This window comes from Natronomonas salsuginis (genome assembly GCF_005239135.1).
In the GTDB taxonomy this organism is placed as follows: Archaea; Halobacteriota; Halobacteria; order Halobacteriales; family Haloarculaceae; genus Natronomonas; species Natronomonas salsuginis.
The window spans coordinates 108,794-123,977 of record NZ_QKNX01000003.1 but is presented as its reverse complement, the minus strand read 5'-3'; the positions used below and the strand labels follow the sequence as shown (position 1 = coordinate 123,977).

Below are 15,184 nucleotides of genomic sequence, written 5' to 3'. Positions count from 1 at the left end.
TGATACGGATCGGCCACCACGATGGCGTATGGACGCGGCGGCGGTCAGCGCCCGGGCGTCGGAGCTGCCGACCGATCCGGGGATCTACCAGTTCGAAGCGGGCGATCGGGTGCTGTACGTCGGGAAGGCCGTCGACATCCGCAGTCGGGTTCGCTCCTACGCCGACCCCCGCGGTGAGCGCATCCGCCGGATGGTCGAGGCCGCCGAGCGGATCGACTTCGCCGTCACCGACACGGAGACGCAGGCGCTCCTCCTCGAGGCGAACCTGATAAAGCGTCACCAGCCGCGCTACAACGTCCGGCTGAAGGACGACAAGTCCTACCCGCTGGTGGCGATCACCGACCACGCGATCCCCCGAATCGAGGTCACTCGCGACCCCGAGGAGGGCGCGACGGTGTTCGGCCCGTTCACCGACAAGGGCCGCGTGGACACCGTCCTCAAGGCCGTTCGGCGGATCTACGGGCTCAGGGGCTGTTCGGATCACAAGTACGAGGGGCGCGATCGCCCCTGTCTCGATTACGAGATGGGGCTGTGCACCGCGCCCTGCACCGGCGAGATCGGAGCCGACGCGTACCTCGAGGACGTCGAGTCGACCGTCCGGTTTCTCGAGGGCGAGACGGGCGCGCTCGCCGAGCCGATCCGGCGGCGCATGGGTGAGGCGGCCGAGGCGGAGGCGTTCGAGCGCGCGGCCACGCTGCGCGACGAACTCGACGCCGTCGAGGCGTTCCACGGCGGCGGCGGCGACGCCGTCGTCGGCCGCACCGAGGAGTTCGTCGACGTGCTCGGCGTCGCGATCGAGGGCGAGGCCGCCACCGTCGCCCGACTCCACAGCGAGGGCGGCAAGCTCGTCGACAGAGAGCGCCACCGCGTCGACGCGCCGGAGGAGGGGTCCGACGTCGTGGCCGTCCTCGCGGCCTTCATCCCGCAGTTTTACGCCGACCGGACGCTGCCGGACGCGCTGTTGCTCCCCGAGCGCTACGACGACTCCGATCTCGATCGGTGGCTCGACGCCGAGGGCGTCGCCGTCCGAGTGCCCGGTGCGGGTCGGGAGGCCACACTCGTCGAGTTGGCGATCAAGAACGCCCACAGCCGCGCCGGCGAGGTCGACGCCGCCGCGGAGCTCGCCCGCCGGCTCGGACTCGCCCGGATCGAGCGGATCGAGGGGTTCGACGTGAGCCACAGCGGCGGCCGATCCGTCGTCGGGAGCGACGTCGTCTTCGCCGGCGGGTCGGCCGAAAAGCGCGGCTATCGCCGGAAGAAACTCGACGAGACGAACGACGACTACGCGAACATGAACACGCTGCTGCGGTGGCGCGCCGAGCGCGCGGTCGCGGGCCGCGACGACCGACCGGACCCGGATCTACTGTTGATCGACGGCGGCGAGGGGCAGCGAAACGCCGCGCTGGCGGCGCTCGAAGCGGTCGGCTGGGACGTTCCGGTCGTCGGGCTGGCGAAGGCCGACGAGCGCGTCATCACCGCCGATGGGAGCCTCAGTTGGGACGCCGACGACCCGGCGTTGCACCTCCTCCAGCGCGTCCGAGACGAGGCCCACCGCTTCGCCGTCCAGTACCACCAGACGATCCGGGATACGGTGTCGACGCCGCTCGACGACGTGGCGGGCGTCGGCCCGGAACTGCGCAAGCGCCTGCTCGGCCGCTTCGGCAGCCTCGACGGGATCCGCGCCGCCTCTCTCGAGGAACTCGAAAGCGTCGACGGCGTCGGCACGGCGACGGCCGAGGCGATCGACCGGGCGCTGTAGGTGACGCTCGCTGGTATATAAATGTCTCCGGGCGTGGGGCTGGTTAGTATTTAAATGGCTCTCGGCGGCTACGGATGACTATTTAAATCCATTCCGTCACTCACCGCCGCTCCACCACGAGATACAGCGCGAGGAGGGCCACGACGTACAGCGCCATCCCGCCGACGACGCCCCACGTCAGCGCGTTCGAGGGGTCGAAGTCGTCCCCCACCCGCGGGACGCCGGCCAACACCAACGCGAACCCGAGCAGCTGACTCTGGATCGGGATCCGAGCGGCGCGCCAGCGCGGATCGCGGGCGACGAAGAGATTCACGACCCCGAACAGGGTGAACCAGCCGGTCAGCGGGGAGACCGCCAACGGCCACGCCCCGATCATCGGTCCCGGAACGGCGAACAAGGCGACGGCGCTACCCGTCACGACGAGGCCGAGCCCGCCGCCGAGCAGTCGAACCCTGCGTGGAATCTCGGTGGCGGTGGCCCCTCGCGCGCTCGGTTGCTCCAACGCCGTCCCCCGATCCGTGGATCCCATTGGCTATCGCCCGAACACATACGTCCCACAATAGCACATATTTTGACACGTCGTTCCGAAAATCGCCCACTCTCCGCCACGAGACGTTCTCGCCCGCTGATACGCCGACTCCGTCACTCCCAGGAAACGCGCTTTCGGACGCCCCTCAGTGTCTTCGAGACCATCCAGACGATCACGAGAAACGGCACCAGCGGCAACAACACGACGAGCAGCGCCGCTGCCGCGGCGATTTTCGGATTCGCGAGCTGATCGTTCTCCGGTTCGGGTTCGGTACCGCGGATCGATCGCACCGCGCCCTTCAGTCGCCCCGCTGCCGTCTCTTTGATCATATGCCGAATTCGGCACGGGCACGTATGGTCTTTCTCCCCGATTCTCAGCCCGTGGACACGGCCGGCGGGATGGAAAGTTTAAGGGCCGAACCGACGGAAGGTCCGGTACCTTCCTCTCTATGTACGACGACGGATACGACCACGCCGCGGTCGAACGACGCTGGCAGGACGCCTGGGACGACGCCTCCGCGTACCGGATCCCGGACGACGCCGAGGATCCGACCTACGTCCTCGGGATGTACCCCTACCCGTCCGGACAGCTCCACATGGGCCACGTCCGGAACTACACGATCACGGACGCGTACGCCCGGTATCGCCGGATGTGCGGCGACGAGGTGCTCCACCCGATGGGATGGGACGCGTTCGGCCTTCCCGCCGAGAACGCCGCCAAGGAGCGCGACACCAATCCCCGCGATTGGACGTTCGACTGCATCGACACGATGAAGGGGCAGATGGAATCGATGGGCTTCGGCTACGACTGGGAGCGGGAGATCACGACCTGCACGCCCGAGTACTACAAGTGGAACCAGTGGCTCTTCACGCGATTCCTCGAGGAGGGACTTGCCGAACAGCGCGACGCCGAGGTCAACTGGTGCCCCACGTGCGAAACGGTGCTGGCCGACGAGCAGGTCGAGACCGAGGCCGAACTCTGCTGGCGCTGTGACACCCCCGTCGAGACGCGCGAGCTCGAACAGTGGTTCCTCTCGATCACCGAGTACGCCGACGAGCTGATCGACTACATCGACGAACTGGAGGGGTGGCCCGACTCCGTCCGACAGATGCAGCGCAACTGGATCGGCCGCCAGCACGGGACGACGCTCCAGTTCGACCTGTCCGGCGACGACGCCGAGTACGGCGCGGTCGAGGCGTTCACCACCCGCGTCGACACGATCTTCGGCGCGACGTTCTTCGCGTTGGCCCCCGACCACCCGATCTCGGAGGAGCTCGTCGAATCCGACGAGGCCGTCCACGAGTTCGTCCATCACGAGGCCGATCCCGAGGGTGACGAGCCGAACGGCGTCGAGACCGATCTCACCGCGACGAACCCGATCACGGGCGAGGAGCTGCCGGTGTTCGTCGCGGACTTCGTCCTCTCGGACGTGGGGACGGGCGCGCTGATGGGCGTCCCCGGCCACGACCACCGCGACCACGCCTTCGCCGAGAAGATGGGCGTCGATATCGTGCCGGTGATCGCGCCCGAACCGGGGGGCGGCGACGACCCCGAAGCCCCCGACGTGAGCGAGGAGGCGTTCACCGAGGACGGCGTGTTGGTCAACTCCGGCGAGTACGACGGCCTCGGCAGCGCCGAGGCGCGCGAGCGGCTGACGGCTGATCTCGAGGGGGCAAGCCACCACACGCAGTATCGGCTCCGCGACTGGGGTATCTCCCGACAGCGCTACTGGGGGACGCCGATCCCGATCGTCCACTGCCCCGACTGCGGGGCCATTCCGGTCCCCGAGGAGGAGCTTCCGGTCGAACTCCCCGAGTTCATCAACACGACGGGCAACCCCCTCGACGCCGCCGAAGAGTGGAAACACACGAGCTGTCCGGAGTGCGGCGGCGACGCCGTGCGGGAGACGGACACGATGGACACCTTCGTCGACTCCTCGTGGTACTTCCTGCGCTACGTCTCTCCGGACCTCGACGACGCGCCCTTCGACCTCGATCGGGCCAACGACTGGATGCCGGTCGACCAGTACGTCGGCGGCATCGAACACGCCGTGATGCACCTGCTGTATTCGCGGTTCGTGACGAAGACGCTGGCCGACCACGAGGGGCTCGAACACCGCGAGCCGTTCACGAACCTGCTCGCGCAGGGGATGGTCCAACTGGAAGGCGAGAAGATGTCGAAATCGAAGGGCAACGTCGTCTCGCCGCAGGCGATCGTCTCCGAGTACGGCGCGGACACCGCGCGGCTGTTCATGATGCAGGCCGCCCAGCCCGAGCGCGACTTCGATTGGTCCGAGCAGGGTGTCCGGTCCGCCTACCGGTTCCTCTCGCGGTTCAAAGAGCTCGTCGAGGCCTACGCCGCCGACGAGATCGAGACGACCGACGAGGCGGGGCCGATCGCCGGATACGTCGACGGCGAGATCGAGGCCGCGGTCGTCGTCGCGACTGAGGAGTACGACGAGTTGGTGTTCAACACCGCCGTCCGCGGGGCCCAATCGCTCGTCGGGACGCTCAGACAGTACCGCGACTATACAGCTGTCCACGCCGAGACGGTCGAGCGCGCGCTCTCGGTCGCGATCCGACTGCTCGCGCCCGTCGCGCCCCACCTCTGTGAGGAGCTGTGGGAGACGCTCGGCGAGGATGGCTTCGTCGTCGACGCCACGTGGCCGACTGCCGCTGCGGACCGTGAAACGATCGAGAAACGGCAACGGCTCGTCGAGAACACCCGCGAGGACGTCCGACAGATCGTCGACGTGGCGGGGATCGACGATCCCGAACGGATCGACATCGTCGTCACACCCGCCTGGAAACACAAAGCGCTGAACGTCGCGATCGACAGCGACGCGCCGAACGTGATCGGTGAGTTGATGCAACACGAGGAGATCAAGCGGCACGGACAGGACGCCGCGTCCTACGGACAGGATCTGCAGGAAACCCGGGAGGCGCTCCAGCGGACCCTCGATCCCGACACCGAACTCGCCGCGCTCGAATCCGCGGCGTGGCTGATCGAACGGGAGTTCGACGCCGAGGTGCGCGTGCTGGCCGCCGATGACGCGCCCGGCGAGGCAGCGGCCAAGGCCGAGCCCTCCCGGCCGGCGATCGACATCGAGGAGTAGGCGATCCACTCATCGACGCGTCTATCCCGCCCCTCCCCCGGAGGACAGATCGCGGCAATTCTTATGCATCCGACGCCTCCGTCGTATATGATCGATCTGCGGAGCGACACGGTGACCAAGCCCTCCCAGGCGATGCGCGCGGCGATGGCCGACGCCGCGGTCGGCGACGACGTCCACGGGGAGGATCCGACGGTGAACGAGCTCGAAGCGACGGTCGCCGAGCTCCTCGAGACGGAGGCCGCTCTGTTCGTCCCCTCGGGGACGATGGGCAACCAGATCGCCGCCCGCGTCCACGCCGACCGCGGCGACGAGGTGCTCGTCGAGCGCGAGAGCCACATCTACAAGTGGGAGCTCGGCGGGCTCGCCCAACACGCCGGGTTGCAGGTCAGGACGGTCGACGGCGGCTCGCGCGGCGTCGTCACGCCCGAGTCGATCGCCGAGGGATACGTCGAGGCCGACAGCCACCGCGCCGGGACCGGGCTCGTCTGTCTCGAAAACACCCACAACAGCAAGGGCGGGACCGCCATCTCCGCCGACGAGATGGATGCTGCGGCGCGGGCCGCCCACGAGCGGAACGTCCCGGTCCACGTCGACGGCGCGCGACTGTTCAACGCCGCCGCGGCGCTCGACGTCGAAGCCGCGCGGCTGGTCCGCGAGGCGGATTCGGTGATGTGCTGTCTCTCGAAGGGGCTCGGTGCGCCCGTCGGCTCGATGCTCGCCGGCACCGAGCCGTTCATCGAGAAAGCCCGCCGGGTCCGAAAGCTGTTCGGCGGCGGCATGCGGCAGGCGGGCGTCCTCGCCGCGCCTGGTCTGCTCGCGCTGGAGAATCGAACGCGATTGGCCGACGATCACGAGAACGCCCGCGCGCTCGCGGCGGGGCTCGCGTCGATCGACGGCCTGTCGGTCGCCGACCCGGAGACGAACATCGTCATGTCGGAGCCAGCCACGCCCGTCGAGCGGTTCGTCGACGCCTGCGCGGCCCACGGCGTGAACTGCGGCCCGTTCGGCGAGGGGCGCGTCCGCTTCTGTACGCACCTCGGCGTCAGTCGCGAGGACGTCGAGACGGCCGTCGAGGCGATCGCCGGGATCTAGTCACCGGCGTTTCCCGTCGCGCATGCCCTCCGAGAAACTGAGCAACGTTCGTCGGATGAACAGGAAGATCGCGAAGACGATGAGCAACAGCACCAGAATGATGCCGACGAGGACGGGGTCGATGCCGAGAGAGAGCGGCGACGGGGTGACGGCCTCGACGAACGCCGGGGCGGATGCTGACATACGCGGGGGTAACGGTCCCAGGACAAAACCGTTTCGGGGCCGTCGTCCGACGCCGGGCTGACGACGTTGATAAAAGTTCATGGCCAAGGACCTGATACGCCTCCCCGATGAGCCTCCTGCCCTCCAGTCCGGACATCTCGCCGGACAGCGAGCCGCGGGTCGTCGGCCTCGACAGCGAGGAGGCCGACGAGCTGATGGCCGCGCTCTCCTCGCAGACGGCTCGCCGAATCCTCGCGGCGCTCCACGACGAGCCCGCACCGCCCGGCGAGCTCGCAGACCGCGTCGACACCTCGCTGCAGAACGCACAGTACCACCTCGCGAACCTCGAGGACGCTGGCGCGATCGAGATCGTCGGCACCGCCTACTCCGAGAAGGGCCGCGAGATGTCGATCTACGGTCCCGCCGACAGCCCGCTCGTGATCTTCGCCGGCGAGAAAGAGCGCGCCTCGGGGCTTCGGGCCGCCGTCTCGCGGCTCTTCGCGGGCTTTCTCGCGCTTGGCGTCGGCGGCGCGGTGGTCCAATCGCTGTTCGGTGAGGGGCTCGTTGGAGGGCCCTCCGCCCCCGGCGGCGCGTCTACCGACCGCGCGGAACCGACACCCGAGCCCTCGGCGACGCCCGGCGATGGTGATGTCGGCGCGTTCGGTGCGGCGGAACGAACGCCGGAGCCGACGTCCGCCCCCGAACCGACCGTCACGCCGACCTCCGAGGCTACGGACGTCGCGACCGAAACCGCCGACGGGCTCGCCGTGCTGTTCGGCGGCGGGATGCCGCCCGGCCTTGCCTTCTTCCTCGGCGGTGCGATCGTGCTCACGATCGTCGTCGGGGTGACGTATCTCAGGTCGCGCCCACGATAGCTCAAACGCCGATTTTACCCTTCGGTGGTCTCTTTATATACTCGTACGACGTGTCGAACGCGCTGGACGCTTCGGCCCTCCATCATTGCAAGTCGATCCCCGCACCCGCGTTCGGCGCACGCTCCTGCCGCGTAGCCGTGTTTAGACGCCTCGCGGCTCGACCACGAACCGCTCGAAGACGGTCCCCGACGGTTCGAGGAGCCGCCCGCGTGCCACGCTCTCCTCGTCGTCCCACTCCAGTTCGGCGTACGCCGGTCGGTTCCAGCGCGGATCGGCGTGACTGCCGGGGTTGAGCACCGGGACGATCCCCGGGCGGAACTCGGGGGCGTGCGAGTGCCCGACGATCACGAGGTCGGCGTTCGACTGTCTGGCGAACATCGACAGCGCCGTGTCGGTGTGTTCGTGGCCGTGGACGACGGCGATCCTGAGCCCCTCCCATTCGACGATCCGATCCGTCGACACGCGGTCGCACACTACGGGCGTGTCGTTGTTCCCGGAGACGCCTTCGATCGGGCCGTAGGTTTCGAACGCGTCGAGCACGTCGGCGGTCATGAAATCGCCCGCGTGAACGATCGTGTCGGCCGTTCGGAGCACTTCTTCGAGTCGGCTCGTGAGGTGTGCGTCCTCCCGGCCGTGCGTGTCGGAGAGCGCGACGAGCATACACGCGCTACGATGCACGCGAGCAAAGCCCCTCCGACTTACCGGGCGGCGCTCGGAGTCGCAGTGGACCGAGCCCTTTTTCGGATCGACCGGCCTACGCGTAGTATGCTCAAAGCGGGCGTCATCGCGGTTCAGGGCGATGTCGCCGAACACGCCGACGCCGTCCGACGCGCCGCCGACCGACACGGCGAGAGCTGTACCGTCGAGATCGTTCGAACCGCGGGCGTCGTCCCCGACTGCGACCTCCTCCTGTTGCCCGGCGGCGAGTCGACCACCATCTCACGGCTCCTCGCCGACGAGGGGATCGACGAGGAGATACGGGCGTTCGCCGCCGCCGGAAAACCGATGCTCGCGACCTGTGCTGGTCTGATCGTCGCCAGCTCGGACGCGAAAGACGACCGCGTCGCGACGCTCGACCTCCTCGATGTCACCGTCGACCGTAACGCCTTCGGCCGGCAGGCCGACAGCTTCGAGACGGCCCTCGACGTCACGGGGCTCGACTCGCCGTTTCCGGCCGTGTTCATCCGCGCGCCCGCGATCGACGAAGTCGGCCCGGACGTCGAGGTACTCGCCACGGTCGACGGTCGGCCCGTCGCGGTCAGACAGGGCGCGATCCTCGGTACGTCGTTTCACCCCGAGTTGACCGACGACTCGCGGATCCACGGCCTGGCGTTCTTCGAGTAGCCGGGCCTCCGCGGGTCGCGCTCGACCCCGGGCCGCGAAGTCCGCCGAACACGCGGATTTTTACCGCTTCGACGCCTCTATCCCCCATGGACGCACACATCGAGGGCGTCCGGTTCGCCGAGTCGCCCTCGGGCGTCGTCGCGGTCGTGACGATCGCCGTCGACGGCGAGTCGGACGTCCTCCCGATCTTCGTCGGCTTCGAGGAGGCGGCGAGCATCGCGCGCGGGCTCGACGCGGTCGACATCGGGCGGCCGCTCACCCACGATCTCCTGCTCGACGTAGTCGAGGAACTGGGGGGTCGTGTCGATCGCGTGGCGATCTCGGACATCGACGACGGCACCTACATCGCCGATCTGTATCTCGACACGCCGCGTGGCGGTGTCGTCGTCGACGCCCGTCCGAGCGACTCGCTCGCCCTCGCCGCGCGGACGAACGCCGACATCGAGCTCTCGACGGCGGTGTTCGACGACGGGCGCGAACCGCTCGCGGAATACGAACACTTAGACGACATCCGGACCTTGATGGGGCCATGAGCGACGCCCACGACGGACGCGAAGACGTCCTCGACGACCTCTCCGCGCTGATCGAATCGCGAAAGGCCAACCTCCCCGAGGACTCGTACACGACGTCGCTTTTCACCCACGAGAAGGGCGAGAACGCCGTCCTCGAAAAGCTCGGCGAGGAGACGACGGAGCTCATCTTGGCGGCCAAAGACGACGACGCCGAGGAACTGACGCACGAGGCGGCCGATCTCGTCTATCACCTGCTCGTTCTGCTGTCGATGAAGGGGCTGGATCTCGAAACCGTTCGTTCGGAGCTTCGGGAGCGACACACCTAACGACTCGGATGACGACCCGCGCGAATCGAGGTCAGACCGGCGCGTCGATATCGACGTCGAGAAGCGCCAGTACCTCATCGATCCGCATCAGTTCGTCGTCCCCGCTCGTGTCGTCGACGGCGTCCATGATGCCGCGTTCGAGCTCCTCCAATCGGTCCGTCACTTCCTCGAGATTGAGGATTCGGGGCGCCAACGTCACGTAGGTCGTGCCGTCGCGTTCGTAGGTATCGTCTTCGTCCATCTCCGGAAGCCTCGACTTTCCACGAACACAAATCGGGATACGGCGTAGGTTTTTGGGTACTCACGATGGTACTATCATAGGAGTTTCCGGAAACAACCCGGTCAGGCTTATGTAACCTGAACCGAAATCAATCTCTCAGAGAAAGATGATCCGCGATGCTCGCGTCCTCCGCGCCGGGTTCGTCCCTCGGGAAGTTGAGCATCGCGACGCCGAAGTCAACCATCTCTCCAGCGTTCTTGAGCCCATCACGAACGGCGAACCCGCCGACACGGCCATCGTCACCGGGCCCAGCGGCGCCGGCAAGACCTGCATCTCGCAGTTCGTCACCGAACGACTCCGGGAAGAGGTCCTCGACGTCGAGACCACCTACGTCAACTGCTGGCGCAACTACACCCGATTCCGAACGCTCTATCAGATTCTCGACGACCTCGGCGCGACTATCGACATCCACCGGCAGTCAACGCCCCACGACGAACTCGTCGACCGCCTCCAACAGCACGACGGCCCGCGAACCGTCGTCATCCTCGACGAGGTCGACCAACTGGAGGACCCCAGCGTCATCTACGACCTCCACAGCCTCCCGCAGTTCGCGATCATCTGCATCGCGAACACGGAAGAGGAGCTGTTCAGCCGCGTCGACGACCGCCTCGTGAGCCGGCTGCGCTCCAGCGAACACGTCCGGATGGACAAGTACCACGACGAACAGCTGTACGACATCCTGAGTGCGCGGGCAAAGCGGGGGCTCGACGAGGACGTCGTCACCGACGACCAACTCTATCGGATCGCCGACGCGGCCGCCGGCGACGCCCGCCTCGCAATCGGGATCCTCCGAACGGCCGCCGGCAAAGCCGATCGCGAGAACCACGAGCGCATCACCGACGATATTCTCCTGGACGCCGCCGAGGATGCTCGGGCCCAGATTAAGCAGAGGAGCCTCGACTCGCTCACGCCGCACCAGCGCGTCGTCTACGACATCGTTCGCGAGCATGGCCCGGTCGGGCCGAGCGAGATACACGAGCGCTATTCCGAGGCGGTCGACGATCCACGGACGAAACGGACCGTCCGAACGTACCTCTCGAAGATGGCGCAGTACAACCTCCTTGAGGCGGAGGGAACGAGCCGGGATCGAGAGTACTCGCTCGTCGATTCGGCCGCTGCGTCGCCGATGCAGTGAACTACCCTACCCTACTCGCTCACGGCTGACGCCGTTCGCTCCTTGAGGGTAGGGCTTCCTGCTTCGACGACGCGTTTTGCAGATACAGGTGTATCCACAGCGAGCGCAGTCTCCACAGGCGTTGATTCGGAGTATCCCACTCCTACATCTTCGAGGCCGCGAAAAAGAATGTTCCACGCCGCGTTCGCGTCCCTGTCCGCCTCAAACCCACAGGCGGGACACGAGTGTTCACGGACCCATAACGGCTTCTCCGTCGAAACGCCACATGACGCGCACTCCTTGGTCGTCCCTCTCGGGTTGACCGCCACGAAGTGCGTCCCCGCTCGTTCGCACTTGTAATCAAGCATCCGAAGGAACGTCCGCCACGCGGCAGACGCCGTATTGCGGCTGTACGACGGACTTTCCATCATCCCCTTCACGTTCAGGTCTTCGACCGCCACAAAGTCGTACTCGGTAGCGTAGTAGTTCGACAATTTGTGGAGAAAGTCGCGGCGCTTCCGTCGGAGGTCGGCGTGACACTCCGCGACGCGTCGCCGTTGTGTCTCGTAGTTATTCGACCCGTGTTGCTTCCGCGAGAGCTTCCGTTGTTCGCGCTCCAAGCGGTCGCGTTCGTCCGAGAGGTCGAGTGACCCGACCGCCGTGCCGTCGGTGTCGTGGGCGTACTTCAGGATGCCCACATCGATTCCGACGCACTCCTCGGGATTCTCAGGCGGCTCGGTCGGGTCACGCTCCATCTCGACGCCGAAGGTGGCGAACCACTCGCCCGTTGGCTCTTTCTTGAGCGTGACCTGCTTGAGTGTGGCGTCGTCGGGGATGGGTCGGTGGAGCCGTATCGGTATCTCCGCGAGTTTCGAGAGGGACAGGACAGTCTGACCGCCCTTCTTGTCGAACTTGAAGCCAGACTGACTGTACGTGAAACTGCGGAACTCCCGTGGCGGCTTCCACTTGAGCTGACCGACGCCGTAGCCGTTCTCCTTGAGTCCCCCGAGTGACTTGACGTTCTGCTCGATTCGCATGACCGCTGTTTGCAGAACTGTCGAGTACACATCCGAGAGGTCATCCCACCAGTCTTTCAGGGACGGTATTTCGTCTCGGATGGAGCGAACGCGCCGATTGAGCGTGCCTGTATCCTCGGGGATTTGGTCGAAGCGGTAGAGCGCGTGGTTGTACAGTTGCCTACAAATGTCTCGGTGGCGGTCCAACTCCTCACGGTGGGCGTCGGACGGCTCAAGATGATACTTGTAGGCGTAGTACATGGCGCTATTCGTGTTCCTCGATGTACTCGTCAAGTCGCTCGCGGAGTGAACGACGAGAGATTCAGGTGGTGTTCCTGAATCCACTCGTGTTGGTCCCCTCGGAGCGTGATTGTGGTCCGCTTCATCGTATGTATAGTATATACTCTATGCACAAAACGTTGCGACTGCGTGGGCCTGTGAGCCTGCAACAGAGCAGTGTATGGACAGATGATGACGGCGCTGTATCCCCGCCCTACTGCGCTACTCGGCCTTCGGCCTGCGTTGCTCCTTGAGGACGGGGGCTTAGCGCCTGCATTCAGCTAATCGCGACATGCCTCCGGTCTCACTACGACCAAAGGTTCTTATTCATTTGAACCGTTTCAGCATTCATGACTGCTGAAACAGTTCGGTCCGGTAGGAAAAAGGAAGGGACCTACGTTCGACTTCCCGTTCCCCTCGGTGATCCAGATGCGTTCCGGTATGGAGCAACCGCCGACATCCTGCAGATACTCGTCGACAATCCGGAACAGGAGTTCACAAACCGGGAGCTCCACCGGGTGACGGGAAACGGATTGAGTGGTGTCAACGCCGCCGTCGATTCGCTCGAAGCACTTGGCGTGATCGACGTTGATCGCTCCGGGCGGGCAAACGCCGTCCGGATGGATTCGGGGATGCTCATCAAAGCTGATGATCCGGTAACGACCATCCCTCAATCGGAGTATCACGAGCCGGTCAGAGCGATCCTCGCCGACATTGAACAGCGGATTGCCGACGACGTTGGCATCATTCTCTTTGGCAGCGTCGCACGGGGTACCGCCGACCGAACGAGTGACATCGACCTGTTCGTCGTGATTGACGGAGAGAGAATGAAGGCCCAGCGTGAGGCCCACACCATCGAACAGGACATCGCCGATATGCAGTTCGACGGCGATCGCTATGAGGCACACATCGTGGTCGAACCCGAGGAAACGGCTGCGAACCACGACCGAATCGACGATATCTTTACAGAGGGGCTGACGCTTCGAGACTCGTCAGCACTCGATGCGGTGAAACGGGAGGTGTTTGGCGGTGGGGCTGAGTGAGGTTGTCGCCGCGCTCGAACACGCCGAACAGCTGTTAGAGGACGGCGAAACCGGCCCAGCACAGGACTCACTCTCCTGGCAACGAGCTAGCGACGACGCCGACATTCAGCTCGGAAAGGCGTGTGCTATGCTGGGGACGTGTCGACAGCTTCGGCAAGGAACGAACAACTACGTGAGTATCGTCGAACTCTCGTTCAACGCTATCGAGCGGTCGTTCCAGTTTTACCTCGTCGAGATGACAGTGGCGGAGTCAGCGGATTATCGGAAACATGAAGAAGTATTCGACGACATCGCGGTGCGAAATATCTTTTCCGACGAGGAGGTCGCCAGCCGGATCGACGCCTTCCGCTCCGAGCACCGCTCGCGGTTCTATTATCACATCGACCGCCCCGGTCGAGACTTTGCGATGGCAATGCACGATTTAGCTGAAGAAATCCACCAATATCTCGTCGAGTTTGCCGACGCTCACTCACGGCGTAACTGCGACAAACGGGAGTGACGCTCCCACGCCAACCCGAGCCTCGAACTCGTCCCCTTCTATAAAAAGAAATTTTACTCATGTGGTCGAGCGGAAAAAGTGTCAATAGCGATCACGCTTGACCAACATCTATAGCGCTTGTTCGGAGATGTTGGTTAATACTGTCAGAGGAGACTGCTACAACTCCGGAAATCTTCTCGGAAGCGGGCGAACACCGATGGAAATCGGGTGACTCACTCCGATTTGAGTCGGAGCCTCTCTCTTTCCTGAAACGCGGAACCGCCACGCCGCGGCTTATTGGGAACATCCGTCATCTAGTCGAATATGCCAGATCATTCGACATCGAATCGATTGGCCGTGGGACAGCCAACTCGAGGGGCAGAGAGAAATCGAACCCTTGCTGACCAGACCGATCCGGCGACCGACGGGATGTTGCTTCCCTCGCTCGATGACGGTATCACGCTACTCGACGTGGAGGGAAGCCGTGGCGTCCCGATCCTGCAGTCGCTCGCGCTCGATCATCTGCTCCTCCACGACGGCCCTGCCTTCTGGATCGACGCCAACGGGCACGCGACGACGACGACACTCGCCCGGATCGCACCCAGCCAACGGTTGCTCAACCGAATCCACGTGGCACGCGGATTCACCGCCTACCAGCACTACGGCGCCGTCTGTGATCTCCCGGCGGCGGTGAATCAGTCCATCCGGGAATCGACGACCAACGACACCGTCCGAGATCGGCAGCCGGCGGATAGTGACGATGCATCACCACACACACCATCACTCATCGTCGCGCCGGCCGTCGACGCCCAGTACCGCGCCGACGATACCCTCGGCGAGACCCACGCGAAAACCCTCCAGGCTCGAACTCTCGCCCGGTTGGCGACCTACGCCGATGGGTACGACATCCCGGTGCTCGTTACGCGAAACGAACGAAACGAATTCACCGAACCGGTCGCGACGGTCGCCGACCACCACTTGGAGTGTGAGCAAACTCGAATGGGGCCACGGGTCGTCGGCGAGGACTTCGAGACGCTCGTCTATCCCGTCGACGACGGCGCGTACTACCAGACGACGTTCGCGTACTGGCGGCAGCTGCTCGCGGCACGCGCCACGCAGGTCGGCATGGAGCCGACGACCACGCCGTCGACGCCAACACCGGAGGGCGTCGGGAGCGGTGTCACAGTTGATGGAGAGTCAGTGGCAGTCGGAACAGATCCGCTGCTCGACGCGTGGACAGCCAGCGCTGGAGGACGATAA

At 65.2% G+C, this 15,184-nt stretch carries 17 protein-coding genes; 11 read left to right on the top strand and 6 right to left on the bottom strand.

The annotated features are described in order from the left end of the window. Positions 1-28 precede the first annotated feature (28 nt). On the top strand, positions 29-1,759 hold the full coding sequence (locus DM868_RS08940; protein ID WP_137276539.1) for an excinuclease ABC subunit C: 1,731 nt from the start codon (positions 29-31) through the stop codon (positions 1,757-1,759). 100 nt (positions 1,760-1,859) lie between these two features. Here DM868_RS08940 and DM868_RS08935 read toward each other — a convergent pair whose 3' ends face one another. Both DM868_RS08935 and DM868_RS08930 read right to left on the bottom strand, forming a co-directional pair. Beyond that, a complete protein-coding gene (locus DM868_RS08935) occupies positions 1,860-2,288 on the bottom strand; it encodes a hypothetical protein (RefSeq protein ID WP_137276538.1) in 429 nt (142 codons plus the stop codon). A 113-nt stretch (positions 2,289-2,401) separates the two neighbouring features. Beyond that, a complete protein-coding gene (locus DM868_RS08930; RefSeq protein ID WP_137276537.1) occupies positions 2,402-2,617 on the bottom strand; it encodes a DUF7535 family protein in 216 nt (71 codons plus the stop codon). A gap of 119 nt (positions 2,618-2,736) precedes the next feature. On the opposite strand from DM868_RS08930, the gene leuS reads away from it, so the two are divergent. Both leuS and DM868_RS08920 read left to right on the top strand, forming a co-directional pair. Further along, positions 2,737-5,403, top strand: coding sequence for a leucine--tRNA ligase (gene leuS, locus DM868_RS08925; protein WP_137276536.1), 2,667 nt, complete (start codon positions 2,737-2,739; stop codon positions 5,401-5,403). An 87-nt stretch (positions 5,404-5,490) separates the two neighbouring features. Then, the gene (locus DM868_RS08920) at positions 5,491-6,495 is read left to right on the top strand and encodes a threonine aldolase family protein (RefSeq protein WP_137276535.1); all 1,005 of its coding nucleotides are present in this window, start codon (positions 5,491-5,493) and stop codon (positions 6,493-6,495) included. Here the strand turns inward: DM868_RS08920 and DM868_RS08915 are convergent, their stop codons facing one another. Next, complete coding sequence (locus DM868_RS08915; RefSeq protein ID WP_137276534.1) at positions 6,496-6,678, bottom strand: DUF7859 family protein; 183 nt, start codon at positions 6,676-6,678, stop codon at positions 6,496-6,498. 107 nt (positions 6,679-6,785) lie between these two features. Between DM868_RS08915 and DM868_RS08910 the strand changes: the two genes are divergently transcribed. Then, a complete protein-coding gene (locus DM868_RS08910) occupies positions 6,786-7,532 on the top strand; it encodes an ArsR/SmtB family transcription factor (protein WP_137276533.1) in 747 nt (248 codons plus the stop codon). A gap of 141 nt (positions 7,533-7,673) precedes the next feature. Here the strand turns inward: DM868_RS08910 and DM868_RS08905 are convergent, their stop codons facing one another. After that, positions 7,674-8,192: a metallophosphoesterase gene (locus DM868_RS08905; protein WP_137276532.1), complete on the bottom strand. Its 519-nt coding sequence runs from the start codon at positions 8,190-8,192 to the stop codon at positions 7,674-7,676. Between the two features lie 105 nt (positions 8,193-8,297). Between DM868_RS08905 and pdxT the strand changes: the two genes are divergently transcribed. The 3 genes from pdxT (at position 8,298) to hisE (ending at position 9,714) form a co-directional block, all read left to right on the top strand. After that, positions 8,298-8,876 (top strand): pyridoxal 5'-phosphate synthase glutaminase subunit PdxT, encoded by a 579-nt coding sequence (gene pdxT / locus DM868_RS08900; RefSeq protein ID WP_137276531.1) that lies wholly within the window; start codon positions 8,298-8,300, stop codon positions 8,874-8,876. Positions 8,877-8,962: 86 nt separating this feature from the next. Beyond that, positions 8,963-9,409 carry a bifunctional nuclease family protein gene (locus DM868_RS08895; protein ID WP_137276530.1) on the top strand — a complete coding sequence of 149 codons (447 nt, stop codon included), beginning with the start codon at positions 8,963-8,965 and terminating at the stop codon, positions 9,407-9,409. Beyond that, positions 9,406-9,714 (top strand): phosphoribosyl-ATP diphosphatase, encoded by a 309-nt coding sequence (hisE, locus tag DM868_RS08890; RefSeq protein WP_137276529.1) that lies wholly within the window; start codon positions 9,406-9,408, stop codon positions 9,712-9,714. Before DM868_RS08895 ends, hisE begins: the two co-directional genes overlap by 4 nt. A gap of 31 nt (positions 9,715-9,745) precedes the next feature. On the opposite strand, the gene DM868_RS08885 is transcribed toward hisE, so the two are convergent. Next, a complete protein-coding gene (locus DM868_RS08885) occupies positions 9,746-9,955 on the bottom strand; it encodes a hypothetical protein (RefSeq protein ID WP_137276528.1) in 210 nt (69 codons plus the stop codon). A 145-nt stretch (positions 9,956-10,100) separates the two neighbouring features. Here DM868_RS08885 and DM868_RS08880 point away from each other — a divergent pair, with 145 nt between their 5' ends. Beyond that, positions 10,101-11,129 (top strand): Cdc6/Cdc18 family protein, encoded by a 1,029-nt coding sequence (locus tag DM868_RS08880; protein WP_137276527.1) that lies wholly within the window; start codon positions 10,101-10,103, stop codon positions 11,127-11,129. Positions 11,130-11,140: 11 nt separating this feature from the next. On the opposite strand, the gene DM868_RS08875 is transcribed toward DM868_RS08880, so the two are convergent. Then, on the bottom strand, positions 11,141-12,385 hold the full coding sequence (locus tag DM868_RS08875) for an RNA-guided endonuclease InsQ/TnpB family protein (protein ID WP_137276526.1): 1,245 nt from the start codon (positions 12,383-12,385) through the stop codon (positions 11,141-11,143). A gap of 368 nt (positions 12,386-12,753) precedes the next feature. On the opposite strand from DM868_RS08875, the gene DM868_RS08870 reads away from it, so the two are divergent. The 3 genes from DM868_RS08870 to DM868_RS08860 all read left to right on the top strand — a co-directional run bounded on the left by DM868_RS08870 (position 12,754) and on the right by DM868_RS08860 (position 15,184). Then, a complete protein-coding gene (locus tag DM868_RS08870; RefSeq protein ID WP_137276525.1) occupies positions 12,754-13,446 on the top strand; it encodes a nucleotidyltransferase domain-containing protein in 693 nt (230 codons plus the stop codon). Beyond that, a complete protein-coding gene (locus tag DM868_RS08865; protein ID WP_137276524.1) occupies positions 13,433-13,945 on the top strand; it encodes a hypothetical protein in 513 nt (170 codons plus the stop codon). Before DM868_RS08870 ends, DM868_RS08865 begins: the two co-directional genes overlap by 14 nt. Positions 13,946-14,248: 303 nt before the next feature. Then, the gene (locus tag DM868_RS08860) at positions 14,249-15,184 is read left to right on the top strand and encodes a hypothetical protein (protein WP_137276523.1); all 936 of its coding nucleotides are present in this window, start codon (positions 14,249-14,251) and stop codon (positions 15,182-15,184) included.

What these genes read in the sequence shown, in the direction of transcription:
- DM868_RS08940 (WP_137276539.1), top strand. Translation starts at nt 29, where the DNA reads ATGGACGCGGCGGCGGTCAGCGCCCGGGCGTCGGAGCTGCCGACCGAT.
- DM868_RS08935 (WP_137276538.1), bottom strand. Translation starts at nt 2,288, where the DNA reads ATGGGATCCACGGATCGGGGGACGGCGTTGGAGCAACCGAGCGCGCGA.
- DM868_RS08930 (WP_137276537.1), bottom strand. Translation starts at nt 2,617, where the DNA reads ATGATCAAAGAGACGGCAGCGGGGCGACTGAAGGGCGCGGTGCGATCG.
- leuS (WP_137276536.1), top strand. Translation starts at nt 2,737, where the DNA reads ATGTACGACGACGGATACGACCACGCCGCGGTCGAACGACGCTGGCAG.
- DM868_RS08920 (WP_137276535.1), top strand. Translation starts at nt 5,491, where the DNA reads ATGATCGATCTGCGGAGCGACACGGTGACCAAGCCCTCCCAGGCGATG.
- DM868_RS08915 (WP_137276534.1), bottom strand. Translation starts at nt 6,678, where the DNA reads ATGTCAGCATCCGCCCCGGCGTTCGTCGAGGCCGTCACCCCGTCGCCG.
- DM868_RS08910 (WP_137276533.1), top strand. Translation starts at nt 6,786, where the DNA reads ATGAGCCTCCTGCCCTCCAGTCCGGACATCTCGCCGGACAGCGAGCCG.
- DM868_RS08905 (WP_137276532.1), bottom strand. Translation starts at nt 8,192, where the DNA reads ATGCTCGTCGCGCTCTCCGACACGCACGGCCGGGAGGACGCACACCTC.
- pdxT (WP_137276531.1), top strand. Translation starts at nt 8,298, where the DNA reads ATGCTCAAAGCGGGCGTCATCGCGGTTCAGGGCGATGTCGCCGAACAC.
- DM868_RS08895 (WP_137276530.1), top strand. Translation starts at nt 8,963, where the DNA reads ATGGACGCACACATCGAGGGCGTCCGGTTCGCCGAGTCGCCCTCGGGC.
- hisE (WP_137276529.1), top strand. Translation starts at nt 9,406, where the DNA reads ATGAGCGACGCCCACGACGGACGCGAAGACGTCCTCGACGACCTCTCC.
- DM868_RS08885 (WP_137276528.1), bottom strand. Translation starts at nt 9,955, where the DNA reads ATGGACGAAGACGATACCTACGAACGCGACGGCACGACCTACGTGACG.
- DM868_RS08880 (WP_137276527.1), top strand. Translation starts at nt 10,101, where the DNA reads ATGATCCGCGATGCTCGCGTCCTCCGCGCCGGGTTCGTCCCTCGGGAA.
- DM868_RS08875 (WP_137276526.1), bottom strand. Translation starts at nt 12,385, where the DNA reads ATGTACTACGCCTACAAGTATCATCTTGAGCCGTCCGACGCCCACCGT.
- DM868_RS08870 (WP_137276525.1), top strand. Translation starts at nt 12,754, where the DNA reads ATGACTGCTGAAACAGTTCGGTCCGGTAGGAAAAAGGAAGGGACCTAC.
- DM868_RS08860 (WP_137276523.1), top strand. Translation starts at nt 14,249, where the DNA reads ATGCCAGATCATTCGACATCGAATCGATTGGCCGTGGGACAGCCAACT.